16 protein-coding genes are annotated in these 19,272 nt (G+C 60.2%); 6 read left to right on the top strand and 10 right to left on the bottom strand.

The annotated features are described in order from the left end of the window. Positions 1–4: 4 nt before the first annotated feature. The 6 genes from BMX96_RS04165 to BMX96_RS04140 form a co-directional block, all read right to left on the bottom strand. Positions 5–937 (bottom strand): GAF domain-containing protein, encoded by a 933-nt coding sequence (locus tag BMX96_RS04165; RefSeq protein WP_091844344.1) that lies wholly within the window; start codon positions 935–937, stop codon positions 5–7. Between the two features lie 5 nt (positions 938–942). Next, complete coding sequence (locus BMX96_RS04160; protein WP_091844343.1) at positions 943–2,613, bottom strand: nitrate ABC transporter ATP-binding protein; 1,671 nt, start codon at positions 2,611–2,613, stop codon at positions 943–945. Between the two features lie 80 nt (positions 2,614–2,693). Further along, entirely contained in the window at positions 2,694–3,776 is a 1,083-nt protein-coding gene (locus tag BMX96_RS04155; protein ID WP_091844342.1) for an ABC transporter permease, read from the bottom strand. Positions 3,777–3,852: 76 nt separating this feature from the next. After that, positions 3,853–5,220, bottom strand: coding sequence for a CmpA/NrtA family ABC transporter substrate-binding protein (locus tag BMX96_RS04150; protein ID WP_091844405.1), 1,368 nt, complete (start codon positions 5,218–5,220; stop codon positions 3,853–3,855). A 264-nt stretch (positions 5,221–5,484) separates the two neighbouring features. Next, positions 5,485–6,657, bottom strand: coding sequence for a CmpA/NrtA family ABC transporter substrate-binding protein (locus BMX96_RS04145; protein WP_091844341.1), 1,173 nt, complete (start codon positions 6,655–6,657; stop codon positions 5,485–5,487). Further along, positions 6,654–7,238, bottom strand: a complete 585-nt coding sequence (locus tag BMX96_RS04140; protein WP_091844340.1) for an ANTAR domain-containing response regulator — start codon at positions 7,236–7,238, stop codon at positions 6,654–6,656. Before BMX96_RS04140 ends, BMX96_RS04145 begins: the two co-directional genes overlap by 4 nt. Before the next feature lie 525 nt (positions 7,239–7,763). Between BMX96_RS04140 and BMX96_RS04135 the strand changes: the two genes are divergently transcribed. From BMX96_RS04135 to BMX96_RS04125, 3 genes are read left to right on the top strand one after another with little or no spacing between them, the layout of a single operon-like run. Beyond that, entirely contained in the window at positions 7,764–8,837 is a 1,074-nt protein-coding gene (locus BMX96_RS04135; protein WP_073128618.1) for a TRAP transporter substrate-binding protein, read from the top strand. Beyond that, positions 8,834–9,364 (top strand): TRAP transporter small permease subunit, encoded by a 531-nt coding sequence (locus BMX96_RS04130; protein WP_091844339.1) that lies wholly within the window; start codon positions 8,834–8,836, stop codon positions 9,362–9,364. The genes BMX96_RS04135 and BMX96_RS04130 overlap by 4 nt, the downstream gene beginning before the upstream one ends. Before the next feature lie 36 nt (positions 9,365–9,400). Further along, a complete protein-coding gene (locus tag BMX96_RS04125) occupies positions 9,401–10,696 on the top strand; it encodes a TRAP transporter large permease (protein WP_236736947.1) in 1,296 nt (431 codons plus the stop codon). A gap of 72 nt (positions 10,697–10,768) precedes the next feature. Here BMX96_RS04125 and BMX96_RS04120 read toward each other — a convergent pair whose 3' ends face one another. After that, positions 10,769–11,458: a GntR family transcriptional regulator gene (locus tag BMX96_RS04120; RefSeq protein ID WP_091844337.1), complete on the bottom strand. Its 690-nt coding sequence runs from the start codon at positions 11,456–11,458 to the stop codon at positions 10,769–10,771. Positions 11,459–11,809: 351 nt separating this feature from the next. Here BMX96_RS04120 and BMX96_RS19215 point away from each other — a divergent pair, with 351 nt between their 5' ends. Both BMX96_RS19215 and BMX96_RS04115 read left to right on the top strand, forming a co-directional pair. Then, the gene (locus BMX96_RS19215) at positions 11,810–12,127 is read left to right on the top strand and encodes a hypothetical protein (RefSeq protein WP_139209957.1); all 318 of its coding nucleotides are present in this window, start codon (positions 11,810–11,812) and stop codon (positions 12,125–12,127) included. A gap of 196 nt (positions 12,128–12,323) precedes the next feature. After that, positions 12,324–12,959 carry a hypothetical protein gene (locus tag BMX96_RS04115; RefSeq protein WP_175481649.1) on the top strand — a complete coding sequence of 212 codons (636 nt, stop codon included), beginning with the start codon at positions 12,324–12,326 and terminating at the stop codon, positions 12,957–12,959. A gap of 44 nt (positions 12,960–13,003) precedes the next feature. Here the strand turns inward: BMX96_RS04115 and BMX96_RS19210 are convergent, their stop codons facing one another. The 3 genes from BMX96_RS19210 to BMX96_RS04105 form a co-directional block, all read right to left on the bottom strand. Further along, a complete protein-coding gene (locus BMX96_RS19210) occupies positions 13,004–13,678 on the bottom strand; it encodes a C40 family peptidase (RefSeq protein WP_139209955.1) in 675 nt (224 codons plus the stop codon). Positions 13,679–13,794: 116 nt separating this feature from the next. Next, positions 13,795–14,088, bottom strand: coding sequence for a hypothetical protein (locus BMX96_RS04110; protein ID WP_091844336.1), 294 nt, complete (start codon positions 14,086–14,088; stop codon positions 13,795–13,797). A 1-nt stretch (position 14,089) separates the two neighbouring features. Next, positions 14,090–14,608, bottom strand: coding sequence for an antirestriction protein ArdA (locus BMX96_RS04105; RefSeq protein WP_091844335.1), 519 nt, complete (start codon positions 14,606–14,608; stop codon positions 14,090–14,092). Positions 14,609–14,899: 291 nt separating this feature from the next. On the opposite strand from BMX96_RS04105, the gene BMX96_RS04100 reads away from it, so the two are divergent. Continuing rightward, positions 14,900–18,976 (top strand): HigA family addiction module antitoxin, encoded by a 4,077-nt coding sequence (locus BMX96_RS04100; RefSeq protein WP_091844404.1) that lies wholly within the window; start codon positions 14,900–14,902, stop codon positions 18,974–18,976. Positions 18,977–19,272 lie beyond the last annotated feature (296 nt).

The raw sequence follows: 19,272 nt of genomic DNA, 5'->3' as shown, positions 1-19,272 counted from the left end.
CTCCTCAGCAATACCAGGCGACCACGTGGGCCAGCTCGCCGCCCCGGTGGATCGGCAGGCCGACCATCATCGCGTAGCCGCCGGCGGCGGCGCCGGTTTCGACCACGGGCAGCCCCGTGCCCAGGACCCGTCCGACCGGGCCTTCCCAGGCGTGCGCGACGCGTTCGTTGCCCGCGTTCTCGGGGTCCCAGAGCGGCCCCTCGCGTTCGCAGATGCCGTCGATCAGTTTCGCGGTCTCGCGCGGGCCGGTCTTTGCCAGCCGGGCGTCCCAGATCTCGAACCGGCGCGCGATGGGCGTGCCCTTGGCCGACAGAAGCGTCAGCACGTAGGTCGCGCCGCCCGGCACCGGAACCGGGACACCCAGCCCGGTGGTCAGCCCGGCCTTGCCCGCGCTTTCCGACCGGATGAACCGGTAGCCCGAGCCGAGGTCGCGCATCAGGATCGGGGTGTTCGAGGCCCAGACGCCGCCCGGCAGACCCTGTCCGCGGGGAAACTGCGTGTGCTGGCTCACCCATTCGAAATGCGTGGCGGCCCCGTAGTAGCCGTCCTCCAGTTTCAGGATACCGTCCAGTTCGGCCCAGACCTCGATGGCGCCGGTGCGGGTGGCGTCGTCGGCGCACAGGACGACAAGCACCGCTTTCAGGGTCGAGCCCGCGAAGACCGGGACCGCCACGGCGCTGGTCAGGCCCACCGCCTTCGCGGCCTCGGTGCGCTTGAAATACGAGCCGTCGAATTGCTTCAGCACCACCGGGCGGGCCTCGGCCCAGGCCTTGCCGGGCAGGCCCTCGCCCTTGGTGAAGCTTTCGAAATGTGAGGCTTCGGCGAAGGCGTCGTGGCGGCCGTAGACGCCGCCCGACAGGACCAGCCGGTCATTCTCGGGCACCCAGATCTCGGCGACTTCCACGAAGGTCTTCGTTGTTTCCAGGACAGTATCCATCGGCCTCACTCCGCCGCGATGGCCGGATCGGCCGGTTTGGATTTGGGACGCGCGCCGTGCTCGTATTCCTCGAGGAAGTTCAGCACCTGTTCGCGGTAGAGATAGTAATCGGGGTGTTCCAGCAGCGCCTTGCGCGTGCGCGGGCGCGGCAGGTCCACGTCGACGATGCGCCCGATGGTCGCCTGCGGACCGTTGGTCATCATCACCACGCGGTCGGCCAGCAGGATCGCCTCGTCCACGTCGTGGGTTACGCAGATGGCGGTCACCTTGGTACGGTCCCAGACCTCCATCAGGACTTCCTGCAGCTCCCACCGGGTCAGGCTGTCGAGCATGCCGAACGGTTCGTCCAGCAGCAGGAGCTTCGGCGACAGGGCGAAGGCGCGGGCGATGCCGACCCGTTGCTTCATGCCGTTCGACAGGTCCACCGCGGGCTTGTCCATGGCATCGCCAAGGCCCACCCGTTCGAGGTAGTATTCTACCACCTCCTGCCGCTCGGCGCGCGAGGCGTTGGGATAGACCTTGTCCACGCCCACCGCGACGTTTTCCTTCGCCGTCAGCCACGGAAACAGCGACGGCGACTGGAACACCACCGCGCGTTCGGGATCGGCGCCCATCACGTGGCGCCCGTCGAGCTTGATCGCCCCCTTCGATATCTCGTTCAGGCCGGCGGCCATGGTCAGGACCGTGGACTTGCCGCAGCCCGAATGGCCGATGAGCGAGATGAATTCGCCCCGGTTCATCTTGAGGTCGAAATCCTCGACCACCGTCAGCGGTCCCTTGGGGGTGGGATAGACCTTGTGCAGCTGGCTGAAATCCAGGAACCGCTCTTCGATCAGGCCGTCCTGCGCGTCCTTCTGCGCCTTGGGCATCCCGTGGATGGGGGTCACGTTCGGCAGGGTCTTCCTGCCGCCGGCCTCGGTCTTGATGCCCGCATCCATGAGATAGCCGGTGATATCCGCGCGCAGGCGTTTGAAGCCGTCGTGGTGGTTCATGGCGCCCCGTTCGCGCGGGCGGGGGATCTCCACCGTGAAGGACTGCCCCAAGGTGCCGTCGGGGTTCAGCGCGATGATCCGGTCGGCCAACACGATGGCCTCGTCCACGTCGTTGGTGATCAGCACGCAGGTCTGGCGTGCCTGCTGCCAGATCGCCTCGATCTCGTCGGCCAGGTTGGCGCGGGTCAGCGCGTCCAGCGCCGACAGCGGCTCGTCCAGGAGCAGAAGCTCGGGCTTCATCGCCAATGCCCGCGCCACGTTGACCCGCTGCCGCATGCCGCCCGAAAGCTCGGCGGGGCGGCGCGTCGCGGCGTGGCCGAGGCCCACCATCTTCACGTAAAGCGCGACCTTCTCGTCCTTCTCCTTCGCGGGCAGGCCCGGGAACACGGTGTCGACGGCGAGGCGGACATTTCCGGTCACCGTGAGCCACGGCATCAGCGAGTAGTTCTGGAAGATCACGCCGCGCTCGGGGCCCGGTCCGGTGATCGGCTGATCCTTGAAGGTGACCCGCCCGGCGGTCGGCATCTCGAGCCCGGCCATAAGGTTGATCAGGGTCGTCTTGCCGGTGCCGGAGAAGCCCAGCAGGACAAGGAACTCGCCTTCCGCCACGTCCAGGTCGATGTCCTTCAGGACCGCGCTGTCGCCGTAGTTTTTCGACACGTTCTCGAATGTCAGGATGGCCATGGTAACTCCTTGATTGCGCTATCGCTTCGCTGCGTGAGCGCCGTATTGATTGCGCTATCGCTTCGCTGCACGCGCGCCGTCTACCGCTGGTTGGTGAAGGTGAAGGCGGCCTGGATCGCGAACATCAGCCGGTCGAGCAGGAAGCCGATGATGCCGATGGTGAAGACCGCGACCATGATCCGGGCGAGCGACGAGGAACTGCCGTTCTGGAACTCGTCCCAGACGAACTTGCCGAGGCCCGGGTTCTGCGCCAGCATCTCGGCGGCGATCAGGACCATCCAGCCGACGCCCAGCGACAGCCGCAGCCCGGTGAAGATCAGCGGCAGGGCCGAGGGCAGGACCAGCTTGGTGATCTTCGTCCAGGTGCCCATCTTCAGCACCTTCGAGACGTTCACCAGGTCCTTGTCGATGGACGCCACGCCCAGCGCGGTGTTGATGAGCGTGGGCCAGAGCGAACACAGCGTGACCGTGATGGCCGACACCAGGAAGGACTTGGCGAAAAGGCCGTCGTTGGTCACGTAGACGGCCGAGACGATCATCGTGACGATGGGCAGCCAGGCAAGCGGGCTCACCGGTTTGAAGATCTGGATGATCGGGTTCAGCGCGGCGTTGGCCGTGGGGCTGAGCCCCGCCGCGATGCCCAGTGGCACTGCCACCGCCGTCGCGATGAGGAAGCCGAAGAAGACAGTGCCGATCGAGGTGCGGATCTGCTGGTAGAAAGACGGCGCGCCGGTATAGGCGACCGTCTTCACCTCGTCGGCGCGGCCCGCGTCGATCAGGCGCTGGTTGCGCTGCTCGACCATGGCTTCGAATTTCTCGCGCTGCTCGCCGGTGCGGACCGCGTCTTCGTGCAGGCCGACCGCTTCCTGCCAGACCTGTGCGGGGCCGGGCACCGCACCCAGCGACGTCTGCACCTGCGGCGCCAGCAGGGCCCACAGCGCGAGGAAGCCCGCGATGGCGACCAGCGGCACGCCGAGCAGCCGCCAGATCTCGGACACCTGCGCCTTGGGATTGTCACCCGCGATGGCGCGCAGAAGCGGTGTCAGGAACGACAGGCCCAGCACGTTGAACCAGGCATCGGCCTTGTTGATGCGGGTGAACCAGATGGCGCGGCGCGCCTCGCGGTTTTGGGCTTCGATGGCGTTGGGATCGACGGCGGTCATGGAAGGCTCCCGGGGATCGAATGATTTGGAGGGGAGGGCGCGCCCGCGTGGCGCGCCCGTTCGCGTTGGAAGGCGATCAGCCCTCGACGCCGCTGCCGCTGACGGTCTGTCCGGCCTTCAGGCCGATTTCCAGGCTTTCGAGGTAGCCGGTCGGATTGCGCCCGTCATAGGCCAGCCCGTCGATGATATCCTCGGCCGGCGTCGGCGCCTTGTAGCCGTCGGTGTCCCACGGGAATCCGTCCTCGGGGGCGAGCCCCTCGTCCACCAGCATCCGCGCGGCTTCCAGGTAGATATCGGGGCGATAGACCTGCTCGGCCGTGTCGAAATACCACTGGTCGTCTTTCGCCTCGGCGATCTGACCCCAGCGGCGCATCTGGGTGAGGTACCAGATCGCGTCCGAGTAGTATGGATAGGTCGCGTTGTAGCGGAAGAAGACGTTGAAGTCGGGAACCTCGCGCACGTCGCCCTTCTCGTATTCGAAGGTGCCGGTCATCGAGTTGGCGATCACCTCGGCATCCGCGCCCACGTATTCGGGACGGGCCAGGATCTCGACCGCTTCCTCGCGGTTGGCGTTGTCGTTCTCGTCCAGCCAGATGGCGGCACGGATCAGCGCCTTGGTCAGCGCCAGCGTGGTGTTCGGATTTTCCTCGGCGAATTCGGCGGTGATGCCGAAGACCTTCTCGGGGTTGTTCTTCCAGATCTCGTAATCGGTGATGACCGGCACACCGATGCCCTTGAACACCGCCTGCTGGTTCCAGGGCTCGCCCACGCAGTAGCCGTGGATCGTCCCGGCCTCGAGCGTGGCGGGCATCTGCGGCGGTGGCGTGACCGACAGCAGCACGTCTGCGCCGATCTGGCCCGTCGCATCGCCGTCGCCGTAGAAGCCGGGGTTCAGCCCGCCCGCGGCCAGCCAGTAGCGCAGCTCGTAATTGTGGGTAGAGACAGGGAAGACCATGCCCATCTTGAAGGCTTCGCCATTGGCGTTGAACTCTTCGACCACCGGCACCAGGGCCTCGGCACTGATCGGGTGCTGCGGCAGGCCGTCGGCGTTCTCGGGGATGTTGGGCTTCATCATCTCCCAGACCTCGTTCGACACGGTGATGCCGTTGCCGTTCAGGTCCATCGAGAAGGGCGTGATGATATGCGCCTCGGTGCCGTAGCCGATGGTCGCGGCCAGGGGCTGGCCAGCCAGCATATGCGCGCCGTCCAGCGTGCCGTCGATGACGCCGTCGAGCAGCACCTTCCAGTTCGCCTGCGCCTCGAGCGTCACGAACAGGCCCTCGTCGAGGAAATAGCCCTGCTCGTAGGCCACCGCGAGCGGCGCCATGTCGGTCAGCTTGATGAAGCCCAGCGTCAGCTCGTCCTTCTCGAGCTCCAGCATCTGCGCGAAGGCGGGGCTGGTCAGGCAGGTGGTGGCGACGAGGCCGATCAGAATACGTTTCATGTCGTAGTCCCATTTCTCGCCGGCGTCGGGGCCGGCCAAACACGAAAAAAGCCGCTGACACACCCCGCCGGTCTGGCGAGGGGTCGAGCGGCTTTGCTCAGATCCCGGTCATTCGGGAAATTCGGTCGCGACCGGCCCCGTTGCCTGTCGCACCACCATCAAAGGGCAATTGGTTGCCGTGGGGAAAGAAGAATCCGGTTCGCGGGGGCCCCGCTGCGCTGCATTGCGGCAACGCGCGGCGCAGTGCCCGCAAAGCGGGCGGTCTTAGAACGGCGGCTCGAAGGTTCGCCCGTCGAAGAAGTCGTCGCGCAGCCAGATCGCCTCGCCCCGGGCGGTGGCGCCACGCGAATCGGAGCTCAGCGAACCCTCGACCCGGGAAGAGCCGGCCGGAAGCTCGGCCGTCGTCGTCTCGAGCGCCGCGCGGTAGATGTCGCTGCGAAACACGGTGCCGGCGGCCGACATGGCCTGCGACCGGTCCAGCCCGGTGCGCGCGGCCAGTTGGCTGCCGATCCAAGCCGCCTGGCTGCGCCATGGGAAATTTGCCAGCCCCTCGTGGAATCTCACGAAACGGGACGCGGTGCGCGTCTCACCGGACGCGGCGATGGTCAGGCGTCCCGAAAGCCCCCGCTCGACCAGGTCGGGCGCGAGGCCCAGATAAGCCGGGCGCGACAGCAGCTCGGCCGCGAGCGATCGGCCATCGGCGGTGTCAAGCCAGCGGCCCGCCCGCCAAACCGCGCGGATCAGGCGGCCCGAAAGGTCCGGCCGGGCCTCGGCCCAGTCGCGGCGGACGGCCAGCACCTTCTCGGGCGCGAAGGCCCAGATCGCGCAGCCCGGCAAGAGCAGCTCGCCCATGCCGCTTTCCACCGCTTTCGATCCCCACGGCTCGCCCACGCAGAAGGCGTCGATCTCGCCCTCGCGGATGGCGTCGGCCATGAGGGGCGGCGGCACCGTGCGGATCGACAGGCTTTGCGGGCTGGGCCGCCCCAGCGCGGACAGCCAGTAGAAGACCAGTTCCGCGTGCATGGAGAAGGGAAAGGGCACGCCGATCCGCAGGGGCTCGGGTGCCGCCGCGATCAGGGCCTGTCCCGCGGCGCGCGCGTCGACGAAGTCGAATGCGTGCCCCGCGTCGCGCATCCGCCGCGCAAGATCGCGGCTGACCCCGACCACCGTGCCGTTCACCGACAGCACCGACAGGGCATCCAGCGGCGCGGGGCCGCTGCCCAGACCCAGGGCCATCGCGACCGGGACCGGGGCCAGCATGTGGGCCGCCGCGACCTTCCCGAAGGACAGCGCATCGCGCGCCGAGGACCACGACGGCGCGCTGTGGAAGTCGAGCGTCAGCCCCTCTTCGGCGGCGAAGCCCATTTCCTGCGCGACGATGAGCGGGGCCGCGTCGAGCAGCGGCACGAAGCCGACATCGAGACGGGTCTTCTTCATCCCAGGAGCCCTGCCGCCGTGACCAGCGCCTCGGCCACGTCGGCGACGCGACGGCCCTGGTCCATCGCCGTGCGCCGCAGCAGCGCGTAGGCCTCGTCCTCGGGGATGCCGCGGGCCCGCATGAGCAGCCCCTTGGCCCGGTCGATGACCTTGCGTTCTTCCAGCGCGCGCTTGGTCTCGGCCAGTTCCGCGCGCATCCGCGCCATGATCCGGAAGCGCGCGATCGCCGCATCGAGAACGGGCCTCACCCGCGTCGGTGTCAGGCCATCGACCACGTAGGCGGACAGCCCCGCCTCGATGGCTGCCGTCGAAAGACCCTCGGCACTGCGGTCGACGAAGAGGGCGACCGGCCGGTCCAGCGGGCCGGTCGCAAGGGTCAGTTCCTCGATCGTATCACGCGACGGGTCCGCCAGATCGATCAGCACGACATCCGGGTTGACCTTGGCAATCTGCCGCGCCAGCGCCGCCCGTTCTGCGATGACGTGAACCTGGTAGTCCCCGCTATCGTCGAGCGCTTCGACGATCAGGCGCGCGCGGTCGGGATCGGGCTCGACAACGACGATGGTAAGCAGTTCGGGCATGATGGAATTCGATATAGAACAGCCTGATCACCGTCAGATGATACCCGGTGCGGGAAGCGGCACGCCCGGAAGCGCGAGAATTTTGACCGCTTTAACAGCAGTCTGCACAACGCTTGGTCAGCCTGGGATCACTCCGGACGCCCCGGGCTATCACGCGCCGGGTTTGATCGTGTCGATTGCGGCCGGCCTCGCGAAGCAGCCTCGTGGGCTGGCCCGCATCCGCCATCTGGCCCGGAAGCCTGCTCGAGGGGGACCACTCACGCTTGGGCCGGACCGGCTGCGTTGCGACGGACCATGCATGCCGTAAGCGCCGGTGAGGCAGACATGTGGTCCCCTGGTCAAGGCTCCGACGTCCCAATTCGGCTTCCGGAACCGCTACGATCGTAGACAATATTGCTAATTTTAGATCAAATTGTATACAAACTTCGCCCAGCGGTCACTTCTCCGCGCCTGGCGAACTGGCCTTCGAACAATGCCGCACAAAGCTTCGCACTGATCGAAACGATCTCCAGCGAGGGTTTTGCTATGCATAGAAGAAAGTTTCTCACGACAGCGACGGCCGTCGGCGCCGCGCCTCTTGCCGCGCCGTCGATCGCGCGCGCCCAGGACAGTTTCAACTGGCGTATGACGAACGCCTACGGTCCGGGATCGCCCTTCTACGTCGAGGGTCCGGGCAGCCCGACGGATTTCTGCGAGAAGGTCGCGGCCATGTCCGGCGGCCGGTTGCAGATCCAGCATTTCGCGGCCGGCGAGCTGATCCCGGCGCTTGAAGGGTTCGACGCCGTCCGCGGTGGCGCGGTCGAGATGAACGCGGCCAACGCCTATTTCTGGGCCGGCCGGATTCCCGCCGCGCAGTATTTCACCACGGTCCCGTTCGGCATGAACTTCCAGGGCATGAACGCCTGGCTCTACCACGGGGGCGGGATGGAGCTGTGGGATGAACTTTACCAGCCGCTTGGCCTCAAGGCGCTGCCCATGGGCAATACCGGGGTGCAGATGACCGGATGGTTCCGCGAGCCCATCGAGAGCACCGCGGATTTCCAGGATCTCAAGATGCGCATCCCGGGCCTTGCCGGAAAGGTCTATGCCGAGCTTGGCGTCGATGTTCGCCTGCTGCCGGGCGGCGAGATCTTTCCCGCCCTGGAGCGCGGGGTGATCGACGCGGCCGAGTTCGTCGGACCCTACCAGGACCGCCGCCTCGGCCTGCAGAACGCCGCGTCGTATTACTACACGACCGGCTGGGCCGAGCCGTCGAACACCACCGAGCTGCTGATCAACCGCGCGGCGTGGGACAGCCTGCCCGCGGATCTGCAAGCCATCGTCCAGACGGCCGCCATGGCCTGCAACCTCGAAAGCCACACCTGGAGCGAGGCGGTCAACGGCGAGGCCATGACCGACCTGGTGGAGAACCAGGGGGTGATCGCCAACGTGCTGCCGCCCGAGGTCGTCAGCGAGCTCAAGTCGGTCACCGAGACGGTCCTTGCCGACGCGGCCGCCCAGGACGCGGACCTGAAGCGCGTCCATGACAGCTACATGGGCTTCATGGCCGAGCACGGCACCTGGGCCACCCTGTCGGAGAAGGTGCTCTTCGAACTATGAGCGACAAGGTATCGGCCCGTCTGGCCTCGGTCGCGGATATCGCGTCGGGCATCGTCCGCATCATCGGCCAGATCACCGCGTGGAGCGGCCTGGTCCTGGTCCTGCTCGTGGCGTTCAACGTCCTGGGCCGATACCTGTTCAACTTCGGGACGGTCGCCCTCCAGGAACTGGAGTGGCACGTCCTCGCCGTCGCCGCCCTGTTCGGCATGTCCTACTGTCTCAACCAGGGCGGCGAGGTCCGTGTCGACATCTACTACGGACGCATGAGCGCGCGGGCCCAAGGCGCCGTGGACCTGTTCTCCAGCATCGCGCTTCTCGTCGTGTCGCTTATCATCGCGTGGCTCTCGATCGGTTTCGTCGAACAGAGCTACTCGATCGGTGAAGGCTCCGCCGATCCCGGCGGCCTGACCCATCGATACATTCTGAAGGCCTGCATCCCGGCGGCCTTCGCGCTGCTCGCTATCCAGGCGCTCGCCATGACATGCGAAGCGGCCGCGCGGCTGCTGTCCCCCGAAAACAGGTCGTAGACGCCCATGCCTTTCGCGGAAATCCTTGCACTGTGCATGATCGGTGCCTTCTTCGTGCTGCTGCTGGCGGGCGTCCCGGTCGCCATCTGCCTGGGCGTGACCGGGCTTGCCTTCGGCTATGCCGGTTTCGGCGGGATGCTTTTCACGCTCATGCCGTCGCGGATCTTCGGCGTGGTGACAAACTACACGCTGCTTGCGCTCCCCCTGTTCATCTTCATGGGGATCATGCTGGAGAAAAGTCGAATAGCCGGGGACCTGCTGGAGGTCATCGGCCTTGCCATGGGCGGGCTACGCGGCGGCATGGCGCTGGCCATTATCCTCGTCGGCGTGCTCATGGGGGCGGCATCGGGCGTGGTAGGCGCGACCGTCGTCACCGTAGGGCTGATCGCGCTTTCGCCGCTACTGCGGCGGGGCTACGATACCGGGGTTGCGACGGGTATCATCTGCGCCTCGGGCACGCTGGGTCAGATCATTCCGCCCAGCCTCGTCCTGATCCTGCTGGCCGACATCATGGGGGAAAGCGTCGGCACGCTGTTCGCCGCCGCGCTGTTTCCTAGCCTGCTGCTGGCCGGACTGTTCGTCGCCTATATCCTGATCCTGGGCATCGTATCGCCCGCAAGCGTCCCGGCCATCCCGGCCGAGGAGCGCGCGCAGGTGTCCGGGCGCGACCTGGCGCTTCGGCTGGTGAAGGTCGTGCTGCCGCCCATCGCGCTGATCGCGCTGGTGCTCGGCTCGATCATCGGGGGCATCGCCGCGCCGACCGAGGCCGCGTCCATGGGCGCCTTCGGATCGCTTCTTCTCGCGGCACTGGCGCGACGGCTGAACTGGTCGATCCTGCGCGAAACCGTGCAATCGGCGTTCGTGACATCGGCCATGGTCTTCCTCATCCTGATCTTCGCGCAGCCCTTCGGCCTTGCCTTCCGCGGGCTGGGTGGCGAACGGCTGGTGCAGGATGCCTTCGACAGCCTTCCGGGCGGGCTCAACGGACAATTGCTGTTCCTGATGATCCTTCTCTTCGTGCTCGGGTTCTTCCTGGAATGGATCGAGATCTCCTACATCGCGCTTCCGCTGTTCCTGCCGGTTTTTCTCGCGTCGGGGGCGGACATGGCGTGGATCGCGATCCTCGTGGGGATGAACCTGCAAACCTCGTTCCTCACGCCGCCGTTCGGATGGGCGCTGTTTTTCCTGAAGGGCGTCGCACCGCCCGAGGTAAAGACGACGCAGATCTATCGCGGGGTCCTGCCCTTCATCGCGATACAGTTGTTCGGCCTGTTCCTCGTCTTCTTCTTTCCCGGGCTGGCCCTTTGGCTGCCCGAGGCGATCGGGTGGTAGATCACCGAAGGCATTGAAGGGACGGCGCGGCGGCCGAGGCGCGCTACCAACCGTCCGCGCTTGCCGCTGGGTCTAGTCGCCCTTTAGCCCCTTCTCGGCGGTCTGGCCCGTGCCTTCCCGCAGGCCGCGCAGCACCTCGCGCGCTGCGCTGACCAGGTGTCGCCGCAGCGCGCGCGCCGCCCCCTCGGGATCGCGATCCAGGATCGCGGCGACGATCACCGCGTGCTCTTCGTTCGAGCGATGCATCCGCTCGGTCGAACGAAGCTGGGACTTTCGGAAAGGCGCAAGCTTCAACCGCAGCGCCGTGCTGACCTCCTCCAGGTCCTTGTTGTGGGCACCCGCGTAGATCAGCTCGTGAAATTGCGCGTTGGCGATCTCGTATCCTTCCGCGTCCCCTTGCGCGGAAATCGCTCCCAGCCGGGAGACATATTCCTCCAGCTGCGTGCGCTCGCGCATCTTCATCCTCTCGCTGGCCAGGCGACCGCAGAGGGCCTCCATCTCTCCCATCGCCTCGAACATCTGCTCGACCCTTTCGGGTGTCGTGTCGACGACGATGACCCCACGAAACGGGATACGCTCCGCCAGCGACCGCGAAACCAGGGTGTGGAGCGCCTCTCTCACCGGGGTGCGGGACACGCCGAACCGCTTGGTGAGGGAGGCTTCGTCCAATCGGGAACCGGCATTCAGACGTCCGGTCACGATCTCTTCTTCGAGCTGCGCAGCAATTGCCGTGCTGTGGACGGTTCGAGACGCGGTCGCCATGTCAGTCACAGTCCTTCTGCCCTTGAGCGTTCTTCCCAGTAATAAACTGAATGCCTCGTACCGGATAGGCGAGGCGTTCGCGTCGGACAGCCCAAACCCGCTCGGCTGCCCCCTCAAGCGCCGGAACTTTCCGACCTGCGCTGAGGCAAGGGTTCAGTGCCGGGCCTAACGTCGGATCTCAAGCGCCCGATCCCGCGCCTGAGTGAGCTTCGAGAGATCGGCGCTGCCCAATCCGAAGTCAGTCCGCAACGGGGCTCCGTCAGGTCATTTCAGCCTTGAACCACGCCGCGGAGGATCCCGCGCCGTGCTCCCGACGGGTCGACGAGAAGATTGGGGGCCGATGCCATCGCCATGCCGCCCGACGCCGAGACCCCCGACGAGCCGTTTCGAAAGCTCACTTGGCTGCGCCGCCTCGAGACCACATGCCGGACCTCTCCAGAAGGCGCAGCAGCCGGACACGAAAGAGCCACAAGGTCATCCAGAAGAGGGGCGCTCAAAGCGCTAGATATTGGCGAGAATGACCTTCGATGGCGGCCTTACAAAACCCAGAAAGATCGGGTGATGGCGGGCCTGACGGGAGAGAGTTCGAACACTCTCTTCGAGACCCTGGAGGATTGGGAAGCCCAGCTCAAGCCGCATAAAGCCATATTGCCGGAGATGGAACCATGAGCCACCTCTCCCGAAAGTTCACTGAATCTACAGGGACAGGAACAACCGCGATCCACGCAACTTCACGCTTGAAGAATGGCAACAGGCCAAACGGGCAAAGAAAGATGCGAGAGAAATCAAACGCACTTTCCAGGAGGCCTGGTCAGTCTCAGATACCAAAGAAGCCCTTGCCCATGCCCTTGAAGAGAAAGGTTACGTGCTTGCCCGTGGTGATCGGCGAGGCTTCGTCGCGCTCGATGTTGACGGTGAGGTCTATGCCATCCCGAAATGGACAGGCCTGAAGACCAACCAAGTGCGCGAGAAGCTCGGCGATCCAAACGACCTGCGCTCGGTCGATGAAGCCAAGGGGCATATCTCCGCAACCATGCAGCCTGCCGTGTCGCGCTGGCAGGAAGAACTGAAAGCCAGAGAGCAAAAGCTAAGAGAGGCACAGGAACAGCAGCGGCAAAAGCTGATCGAGAAACAGCGCGCGGAGCGGCAACGCCTCAAGAAAAAGCTGGAAGAACGACAGACTCGCGAAGCCCGTCAAAGACAAGCACGCTTCCGCACAGGGCTCCAGGGGCTTTGGGATCGTATGCGTGGAGAGCATTCCAAAATCAGACGCGAGAACGAAGCCAGCGCTTGGGAAGCCCATCTGCGCGACCAGCAACACTCCGACGACATGATCTTTCGTCAGATGGATGAGCGAAAATCCCTTAAGCGTGAGCAAGTCAGAGAAATGTCCTCCATCAAGGATCAGGCACACGACCTTGCCAAAGACCTTGAGAGATTCAGGGAAGCGCGCGGCAGGCCGTCCGGCATGGCGCGCGACGGCCCGTCCTTAGAACGATGACTTACCTACAGCCTTCTCTACTTATTTGGCCTGTGACAGTTATTCTAGACATGGCCCGTTGCATCCCACCATTTACTGTCTTGTTCTGACCAGAGTGTACCATACCTTAACGGATCGTCTTTGCTCAGACCAATTCCATGAACATCAATGTATCCCAACACCCAGCCGAAAGTTGGGTCGTGCAGTAAGTCACCTGGGGCATGGATTTCTGGAGGGTAAAGAGGGTACGCTGTTTTATCTATGATGCCTACCACGCAGTAACAAGCAACTACTAAAGCCGAACAAAAATACTTCCGCTTATCAAAATTGAAATCATTATTCTCCCTATCGGCCCGTTCTGACAAGATATCTAAAAGACTATTGATGTGCCTAGAGCGTAACCTTGTATATTTGAGCGCGCCCAAGATATCGTATTTTGCGTTATTGCCCAACAATTCACCAGCAAACTCCTGGAGAGCTTTCTTACGGTCTGGTGTAAAAACTGCTTGAGAACGAAGGACACCAATAATGCCTTCTGAGCCCAAGGTGTCCTTGATATTTCTAGTGCGCACTTGGGGAGGATTAGCCTCTAAGACCATATCATCACCAAGATATACAGAGGCATGTGTATATGCACTATTTGAAGCTTCAGATATCTTTTTCTGATGCATTTTCGGTTTTGTTGGTTGGTGGATAAGAATATCACCAATCATTAAATCCTTGAGATCAATTCTCTGCATGACATTTGGAGTGCTTTACAATCAAATTATTGAAGTACTTCGATATCAATTATTATGCCTGTACGTCAAGTTTAAGATTGCTGTTGAATTGCGATGAAGTAGGCGGCGGCGACTGTTCAGAACAAGGAATACTGGCGGCTGTCTTCGACGTACTTCTTCCACGCCTTTGATTTGCCTTCTTCGTCCAGCCATGCCGTGACCTGCTCGACCACAGTGCCTTCGCCAGCTTCGACCGTTCCCACAGGGTGATAGTGGGAACGGTATCCTGTTTCAGTGATAGGTAGCGGTGCGCGCTCGGGGTTGATACTGCGTACCTCCAGATGGGCGATAGCGCCGCCATAAGCCTCTGGCATATAGGTCAGTTCGATCTCGATGCCTTCCCATGTGAATCTGTGTGTCTCGGTGCTCATGCTAGTTACTCCAGAATACGTGGACTTGTTCGAAGCCCGTCTGGATGATGAACACGTCACAGATTTCCATGTCCCGCGCCATGCGCTCATAGTCGATATAGAAGCGTAAGCTTTCAGGAACTTGACCTGTTTCCTCGGTCAGTTCCTCGGCGAAGTCGGCTAAAGAGCGGTACTCCCCCGCATAAGCGTCCTCTATGGCCTTGCGTGCCTCGCCCAGATCACCGAAATGCCCGACCAGCTTGCCGCCGATTTCGCCGTACTCTCCGATGAAGGCAGCCAACTCTGCGACCTCTTCGATACCCATATACTCGGACACGTCCGCCCCCTCGAAGCCTTCATGGTCATGGATTGCCCACTCTTCGGCGTCTTCGACGGGTGAGGATGCCAGCATCTCGCGGATGTCTGCATAGATGTGGTAGGCGTCTTGCTCGGCATCGATCCAGCACCCGTGCAGAATGCCGTTGTTATACGCTGCCAGACAGGCAACATAGATTTGGATATCTCCTTGTAATTTTTCCATTTTCTTCTCCTTCCGTAAGGTATGAGGTTGCTCCTGCAACCCCTGCCTCGTGGCGAACAGTGGGTGTGCAAGCGGAAGGGAAAATCGGCGAAAGATTCTGTCGTTGTTGGGGGCAACCTTCAGGGGGAGCCGACAACGATCATAATCTGTTCGATCTGTTTTGCCTGAAGCGCGCCGAGGGCGAAGCCCTAAGCGATTGTTTAAACGCTGTTTCTAAGTAAAAACACTAACGAAGTTGACAGGGTGTATCGTGTAACGATACAGTGTACAAAACAACATAGAGAGGCAATTATGTCGAACTCTACAACGAATATAACTCACCCCGGCCACTTCATTAAGAAAGAAGTTATTCCTAAAGGCGTTAGCGTCACTGCCGCTGCCAGGGCACTAGGTGTGGGCAGGCCTGCGCTTTCGAACCTCTTAAACGGTAAGTCAGCGCTATCTCCCGAGATGGCTGCAAAAATTGAGAAGGCTTTTGGTCACAATGCTCAAGAGCTGCTTGCGCTTCAAAACGCCTTCGAGGCCAAGTCAAATATCCCTGACGTTTTGGCTACAGCATCCCTTCCCTACATACCGCCATTTCTAAAGGCCACCGCAAACGACATATCGAATTGGTCGCAGCGTATCGCCTCGCGAACCCGCTTTGCAATATTTCTCCGAATGCTGGTTCACAGCACTTGTTCCTCAACATCTTTAGTGGATTTTCCAGGCAATGATGACGGCGAACGTCCCGGATGGGATGGGGAGATCGAGTGTGAAACCGGTAACCCTTGGGTACCAGCAGGAAAATCCGGTTGGGAATTTGGAACAAACGCAGACTATTATTCGAAGGCCAATAAGGATTACAAGAAGAGCGTGAAGGGCGTTGATGCAGAGATACGCAAAGGGATGGTTTTTGTCTTCGTTACACCTCATCGTTGGAAAAGCAAGTCAAAGTGGGAAGCCGAAAAGCGTGCAGAGGGCAATTGGAAAGATGTCCGTGTTTATGATGCCAGCGATCTAGAACAATGGCTTGAACAATCGTTACCTGCGCAAACATGGTTCGCGAACGAAACTGGCGTTGAACATGAAGGTACGCTCTCGCTAGACCGTTGTTGGGTGAAGTGGAACGCTGATTGTGAACCCTCCTTTGTTGAAGAAGTGTTTGAAGAAGCAATCTCTACGACTGGAAAAAAACTCGCAGAACGTATTCGAGGCGATGATGGACGAGTGGTGCGTCTTGCTGCGGATTCAGTTGAGGAGGGTCTTGCGTTCTTACACGCACTCTTCAATCACAGTGCAGGCGGGTTAGCGCAGCAACGAGACCGCATTATTGCGTTCACCAAGCCGGGACCTCTCAGTAGGCTTGCAGCAAAGACCAGCCGCTTCATTCCAATCATAACAAACAGAGAAGTTGAAAAGGAGCTATCCGAGACAGGGCAGAAACTTGGTGGAATAGTCATCACTCCGCGCACAACAGAGGGTGTCGAAAAGGATGTCGTACTTGAGCCTCTTAGCGGAGAGGCATTCCGTGTCGGCCTTGAGAAAATGGAACTGAGTCGTGATGCAATCTCAAAACTAAGTAATGAGTCAGGCCGTTCACTCACTGTGTTGAGGAGGCGGCTTTCAACATCGGATGCTATACGAAAACCGGAATGGAGCAACCAGAGTGATTTAGCAAAGTTCTTGTTTCCTATCCTACTTGCTGGTGCTTGGAATTCTCGTAATAAAACGGACTGTATTGTATTGTGTGAGTTGGCTGGGATAGACGACTATCGCGATCTTGAAGACCATTTTTCAAAGCTATTGAGTTTGAACAGTCCTCCTGTCTGGGCTGTGGGAGCGTTCAGAGGTGTAGTTTCAAAGATTGATGCGCTCTATGCCATCTGTAATTGGATAAATGAGGATGAACTTCGACGTTTCTTTTCCGTCGCTGACTTAGTGTTGTCCGAGCGTGATCCTTCCCTCGACCTTCCAGAGGAAGATCGGTGGGCTGCGCATATATACGATAAAAGAAGAGAGATAAGTGGCTCGCTCAGAGACGGCATCTCCGACAGTCTTGCGCTCATGTCTATGCATGGCAAAGAGTTGTTCTTTTCGCGTACAGGTGTCAACACAGAGCATCTTTGCTCAAATCTTGTCAGGGATTTGTTAGTACCACTCAATGATGACCTGCTTGAGTCGCAAGCTTCCGATCTACCCATCTACGCTGAAGCTGCGCCCGATACGTTTCTCAAGATACTGGAAGACGACCTCGATTCAGATGAGCCCGTCGTATTTTCCCTCATTCGCCCAGCAGGTACTGGTATGTTTGGGCGTAATCCGCGTACCGGCTTACTGTGGGCGCTTGAAAATCTCGCATGGTCTGCAAACTATCTGCCACGTGTAGTCAATATTCTGGTGCGCCTCAGCGAAATCAAACTGGACGACAACTGGGTAAATAAGCCAGTTGAAACTCTTCGCTCGATTTTCAGAAGCTGGTTACCGCAGACAGCTGCCTCCATAGAACAGCGAATAGCCCTTATGAATAGGATGATTGCAGAGAATCCAGATGTCGCGTGGACAATTTGCAAAGCGGAGCTTGATCCCTCTCCAGGTTTTGCTAGCCCCAACCACAAGCCTCGATGGCGAGACGATGCCTTTGGCCATGGTGAAGGCGCTACACGCAGAGAACGGAATGAGTTTGTCATATTTTGCATCGAAAGTGCGCTTAAATGGCCGAGCTACGATGTGGACATAATGTGTGATCTGATTGGTCTGGAAGATTTTGTGACCGACGAGCACAATGAACAAATGTGGGGTGTCGTAAACGCGTGGGCCGTGACTGCTAGCGACGAAGATCGCGCGATTTTACGAGAAAAAATCCGAACAACGATACGTAGAACTATGCGTCGTAAGAAACGCGAAGGAAGAGATGCTGACAGCGACGCTCGCAGGAGCAAGTTGGCAAAAGATACTTATGATACGCTCGAACCACGTGATTTGATCCAGAAGTTTTCTTGGCTGTTCAAGAAACACTGGGTGCCGGAAGCTTGGGACGAAATTGAAGATGATATAGACTACAGGAAAAGGGACGAACGCATCCAATCACTAAGAGATGACGCAGCTCAACAGGTATACCAAGAAAGGGGTTTTCAGGGGTTTATTGACCTTGCCTTTTTGGGAGAAGCCGCTTGGGTCGTAGGCAGATGTGCTGGTCGTGTGCTGATCGATAGCAATGACCGGCGAGATTTTGTTGATTTTGCAATTTCGCATCGCCCACTAGCCAATAATTTTGCGATGCGACAGTTAATAGGTGGCATGTTCGCAGAAATCGGTCCTAGTGAAACGTGCGGCGTTTTGCATGCCCTACGAGTCGGCGTGGACAACGAAGTTTTGCTTGAGTTGTACTGTTTGGCACCATTTGTGACTGAGACTTGGGCAGATGTTGCACGTTTTGATGTTGAGTTCCAGAATATGTATTGGAAAATGGTTCTCCCAAATTGGATGCATCACTCCGAACAAGATCTACAATTTGCAACTAGCAAGCTTCTTGAGCAGGGGCGCCCGACGGCTGCGTTCAACTTCATACATTTGGATTTAAAATCTGTTTCCTCACCTCAGCTCTATCAAGTTCTTATGGACATGACGACCACTAGCGAAGATCGCGGCGCCATCCAAACAATGGAAGCGTATTCAATTAAAGAAGCAATTAAGATTCTTACAGAGCGAGGGGCTCACACCCAAAGTGAACTTGCTTTGCTGGAGTTTCGATATCTGGCGATCTATCGTGACGAGAAAGAAGAAGCCTTAAATCTCGAAAAAGAGGTGTCACAGAACCCTAGCATTTTTTGTGACGCTGTCGAGATGGCATTCAAACGTGACGACGGTACCTCCGATAAGGAAGATATAGAGGATTTGGATGCAGTTGCAACGAATGCTTATCGCTTGCTTGATGCACTCAATAGGATTCCAGGCACCAAAGATGATGGAACTGTTGATGCTCACCATCTTGAGGAATGGATAACCGAGGCTCGTCGGCTATGCGAAAACAAGGGGCGACGTGATATAGCAGACTACAGAATTGGTGAGCTTCTTAGCAACGCAAAACTTGGTGCAGATGGTGTTTGGCCTTGTGAGGGTGTCCGGTCAGTTATGGATCGCTTGATGACCGACAGTGTTTCAAGAGGATTCTACATCGGTACGAAAAATGCCCGTGGTGTTCATTTTCGTGGCGAAGGAGGCGCTCAAGAGAGAGAGCTGGCAAATAAATATGCAGGCTGGGCTTCCTCGATGGAATATGAGTTTCCTAACACAGCAACAACGCTTCGCACCATTGCAGAAAGCTATACTAGTGAGGCTGAGTACGAGGACAATGAAGCAGCAATTCGCAAGCGCATGAGATATTGACGACATCCAAGCCGCCTAAGGGCTGGTCTCTATGAATTGTTAAGGGGGGTATCGGGGGCAGCAGGAACGCTCCCTGATCGTTGATCAACCTGACGGCAGGTTGTCCGTGGTTCGGTGCAGGTGGAGAGGGACGTCTCCAAGTCCTGCGAGCGGGTTTCAAGGGGGCGCGATAGCCCCTTGATCGATGGGTGCAGGGAGAGCGAAGTCTCCTTGCTCGTGGCCCAAGCGGCGAAACGCTCTGATGGCTGGATGACGGGTTCAATACCCTGAGACCCGCCACAAGCCGGGGGGATGCA

Origin of the sequence: Palleronia pelagia (assembly GCF_900110115.1) — a bacterium.
In the GTDB taxonomy this organism is placed as follows: domain Bacteria; phylum Pseudomonadota; class Alphaproteobacteria; order Rhodobacterales; family Rhodobacteraceae; genus Palleronia; species Palleronia pelagia.
The sequence above is the reverse complement of the archived record's forward strand: the minus strand, read 5'-3'. Positions and strand labels throughout refer to the sequence as shown.

What these genes read in the sequence shown, in the direction of transcription:
- BMX96_RS04150 (WP_091844405.1), bottom strand. Translation starts at nt 5,220, where the DNA reads ATGAAACGTATTCTGATCGGCCTCGTCGCCACCACCTGCCTGACCAGC.
- BMX96_RS19210 (WP_139209955.1), bottom strand. Translation starts at nt 13,678, where the DNA reads ATGCAGAGAATTGATCTCAAGGATTTAATGATTGGTGATATTCTTATC.
- BMX96_RS04120 (WP_091844337.1), bottom strand. Translation starts at nt 11,458, where the DNA reads ATGGCGACCGCGTCTCGAACCGTCCACAGCACGGCAATTGCTGCGCAG.
- BMX96_RS04130 (WP_091844339.1), top strand. Translation starts at nt 8,834, where the DNA reads ATGAGCGACAAGGTATCGGCCCGTCTGGCCTCGGTCGCGGATATCGCG.
- BMX96_RS04165 (WP_091844344.1), bottom strand. Translation starts at nt 937, where the DNA reads ATGGATACTGTCCTGGAAACAACGAAGACCTTCGTGGAAGTCGCCGAG.
- BMX96_RS04105 (WP_091844335.1), bottom strand. Translation starts at nt 14,608, where the DNA reads ATGGAAAAATTACAAGGAGATATCCAAATCTATGTTGCCTGTCTGGCA.
- BMX96_RS04110 (WP_091844336.1), bottom strand. Translation starts at nt 14,088, where the DNA reads ATGAGCACCGAGACACACAGATTCACATGGGAAGGCATCGAGATCGAA.
- BMX96_RS04160 (WP_091844343.1), bottom strand. Translation starts at nt 2,613, where the DNA reads ATGGCCATCCTGACATTCGAGAACGTGTCGAAAAACTACGGCGACAGC.
- BMX96_RS04135 (WP_073128618.1), top strand. Translation starts at nt 7,764, where the DNA reads ATGCATAGAAGAAAGTTTCTCACGACAGCGACGGCCGTCGGCGCCGCG.
- BMX96_RS04155 (WP_091844342.1), bottom strand. Translation starts at nt 3,776, where the DNA reads ATGACCGCCGTCGATCCCAACGCCATCGAAGCCCAAAACCGCGAGGCG.
- BMX96_RS04100 (WP_091844404.1), top strand. Translation starts at nt 14,900, where the DNA reads ATGTCGAACTCTACAACGAATATAACTCACCCCGGCCACTTCATTAAG.
- BMX96_RS04145 (WP_091844341.1), bottom strand. Translation starts at nt 6,657, where the DNA reads ATGAAGAAGACCCGTCTCGATGTCGGCTTCGTGCCGCTGCTCGACGCG.
- BMX96_RS19215 (WP_139209957.1), top strand. Translation starts at nt 11,810, where the DNA reads ATGCCGCCCGACGCCGAGACCCCCGACGAGCCGTTTCGAAAGCTCACT.
- BMX96_RS04125 (WP_236736947.1), top strand. Translation starts at nt 9,401, where the DNA reads ATGATCGGTGCCTTCTTCGTGCTGCTGCTGGCGGGCGTCCCGGTCGCC.
- BMX96_RS04140 (WP_091844340.1), bottom strand. Translation starts at nt 7,238, where the DNA reads ATGCCCGAACTGCTTACCATCGTCGTTGTCGAGCCCGATCCCGACCGC.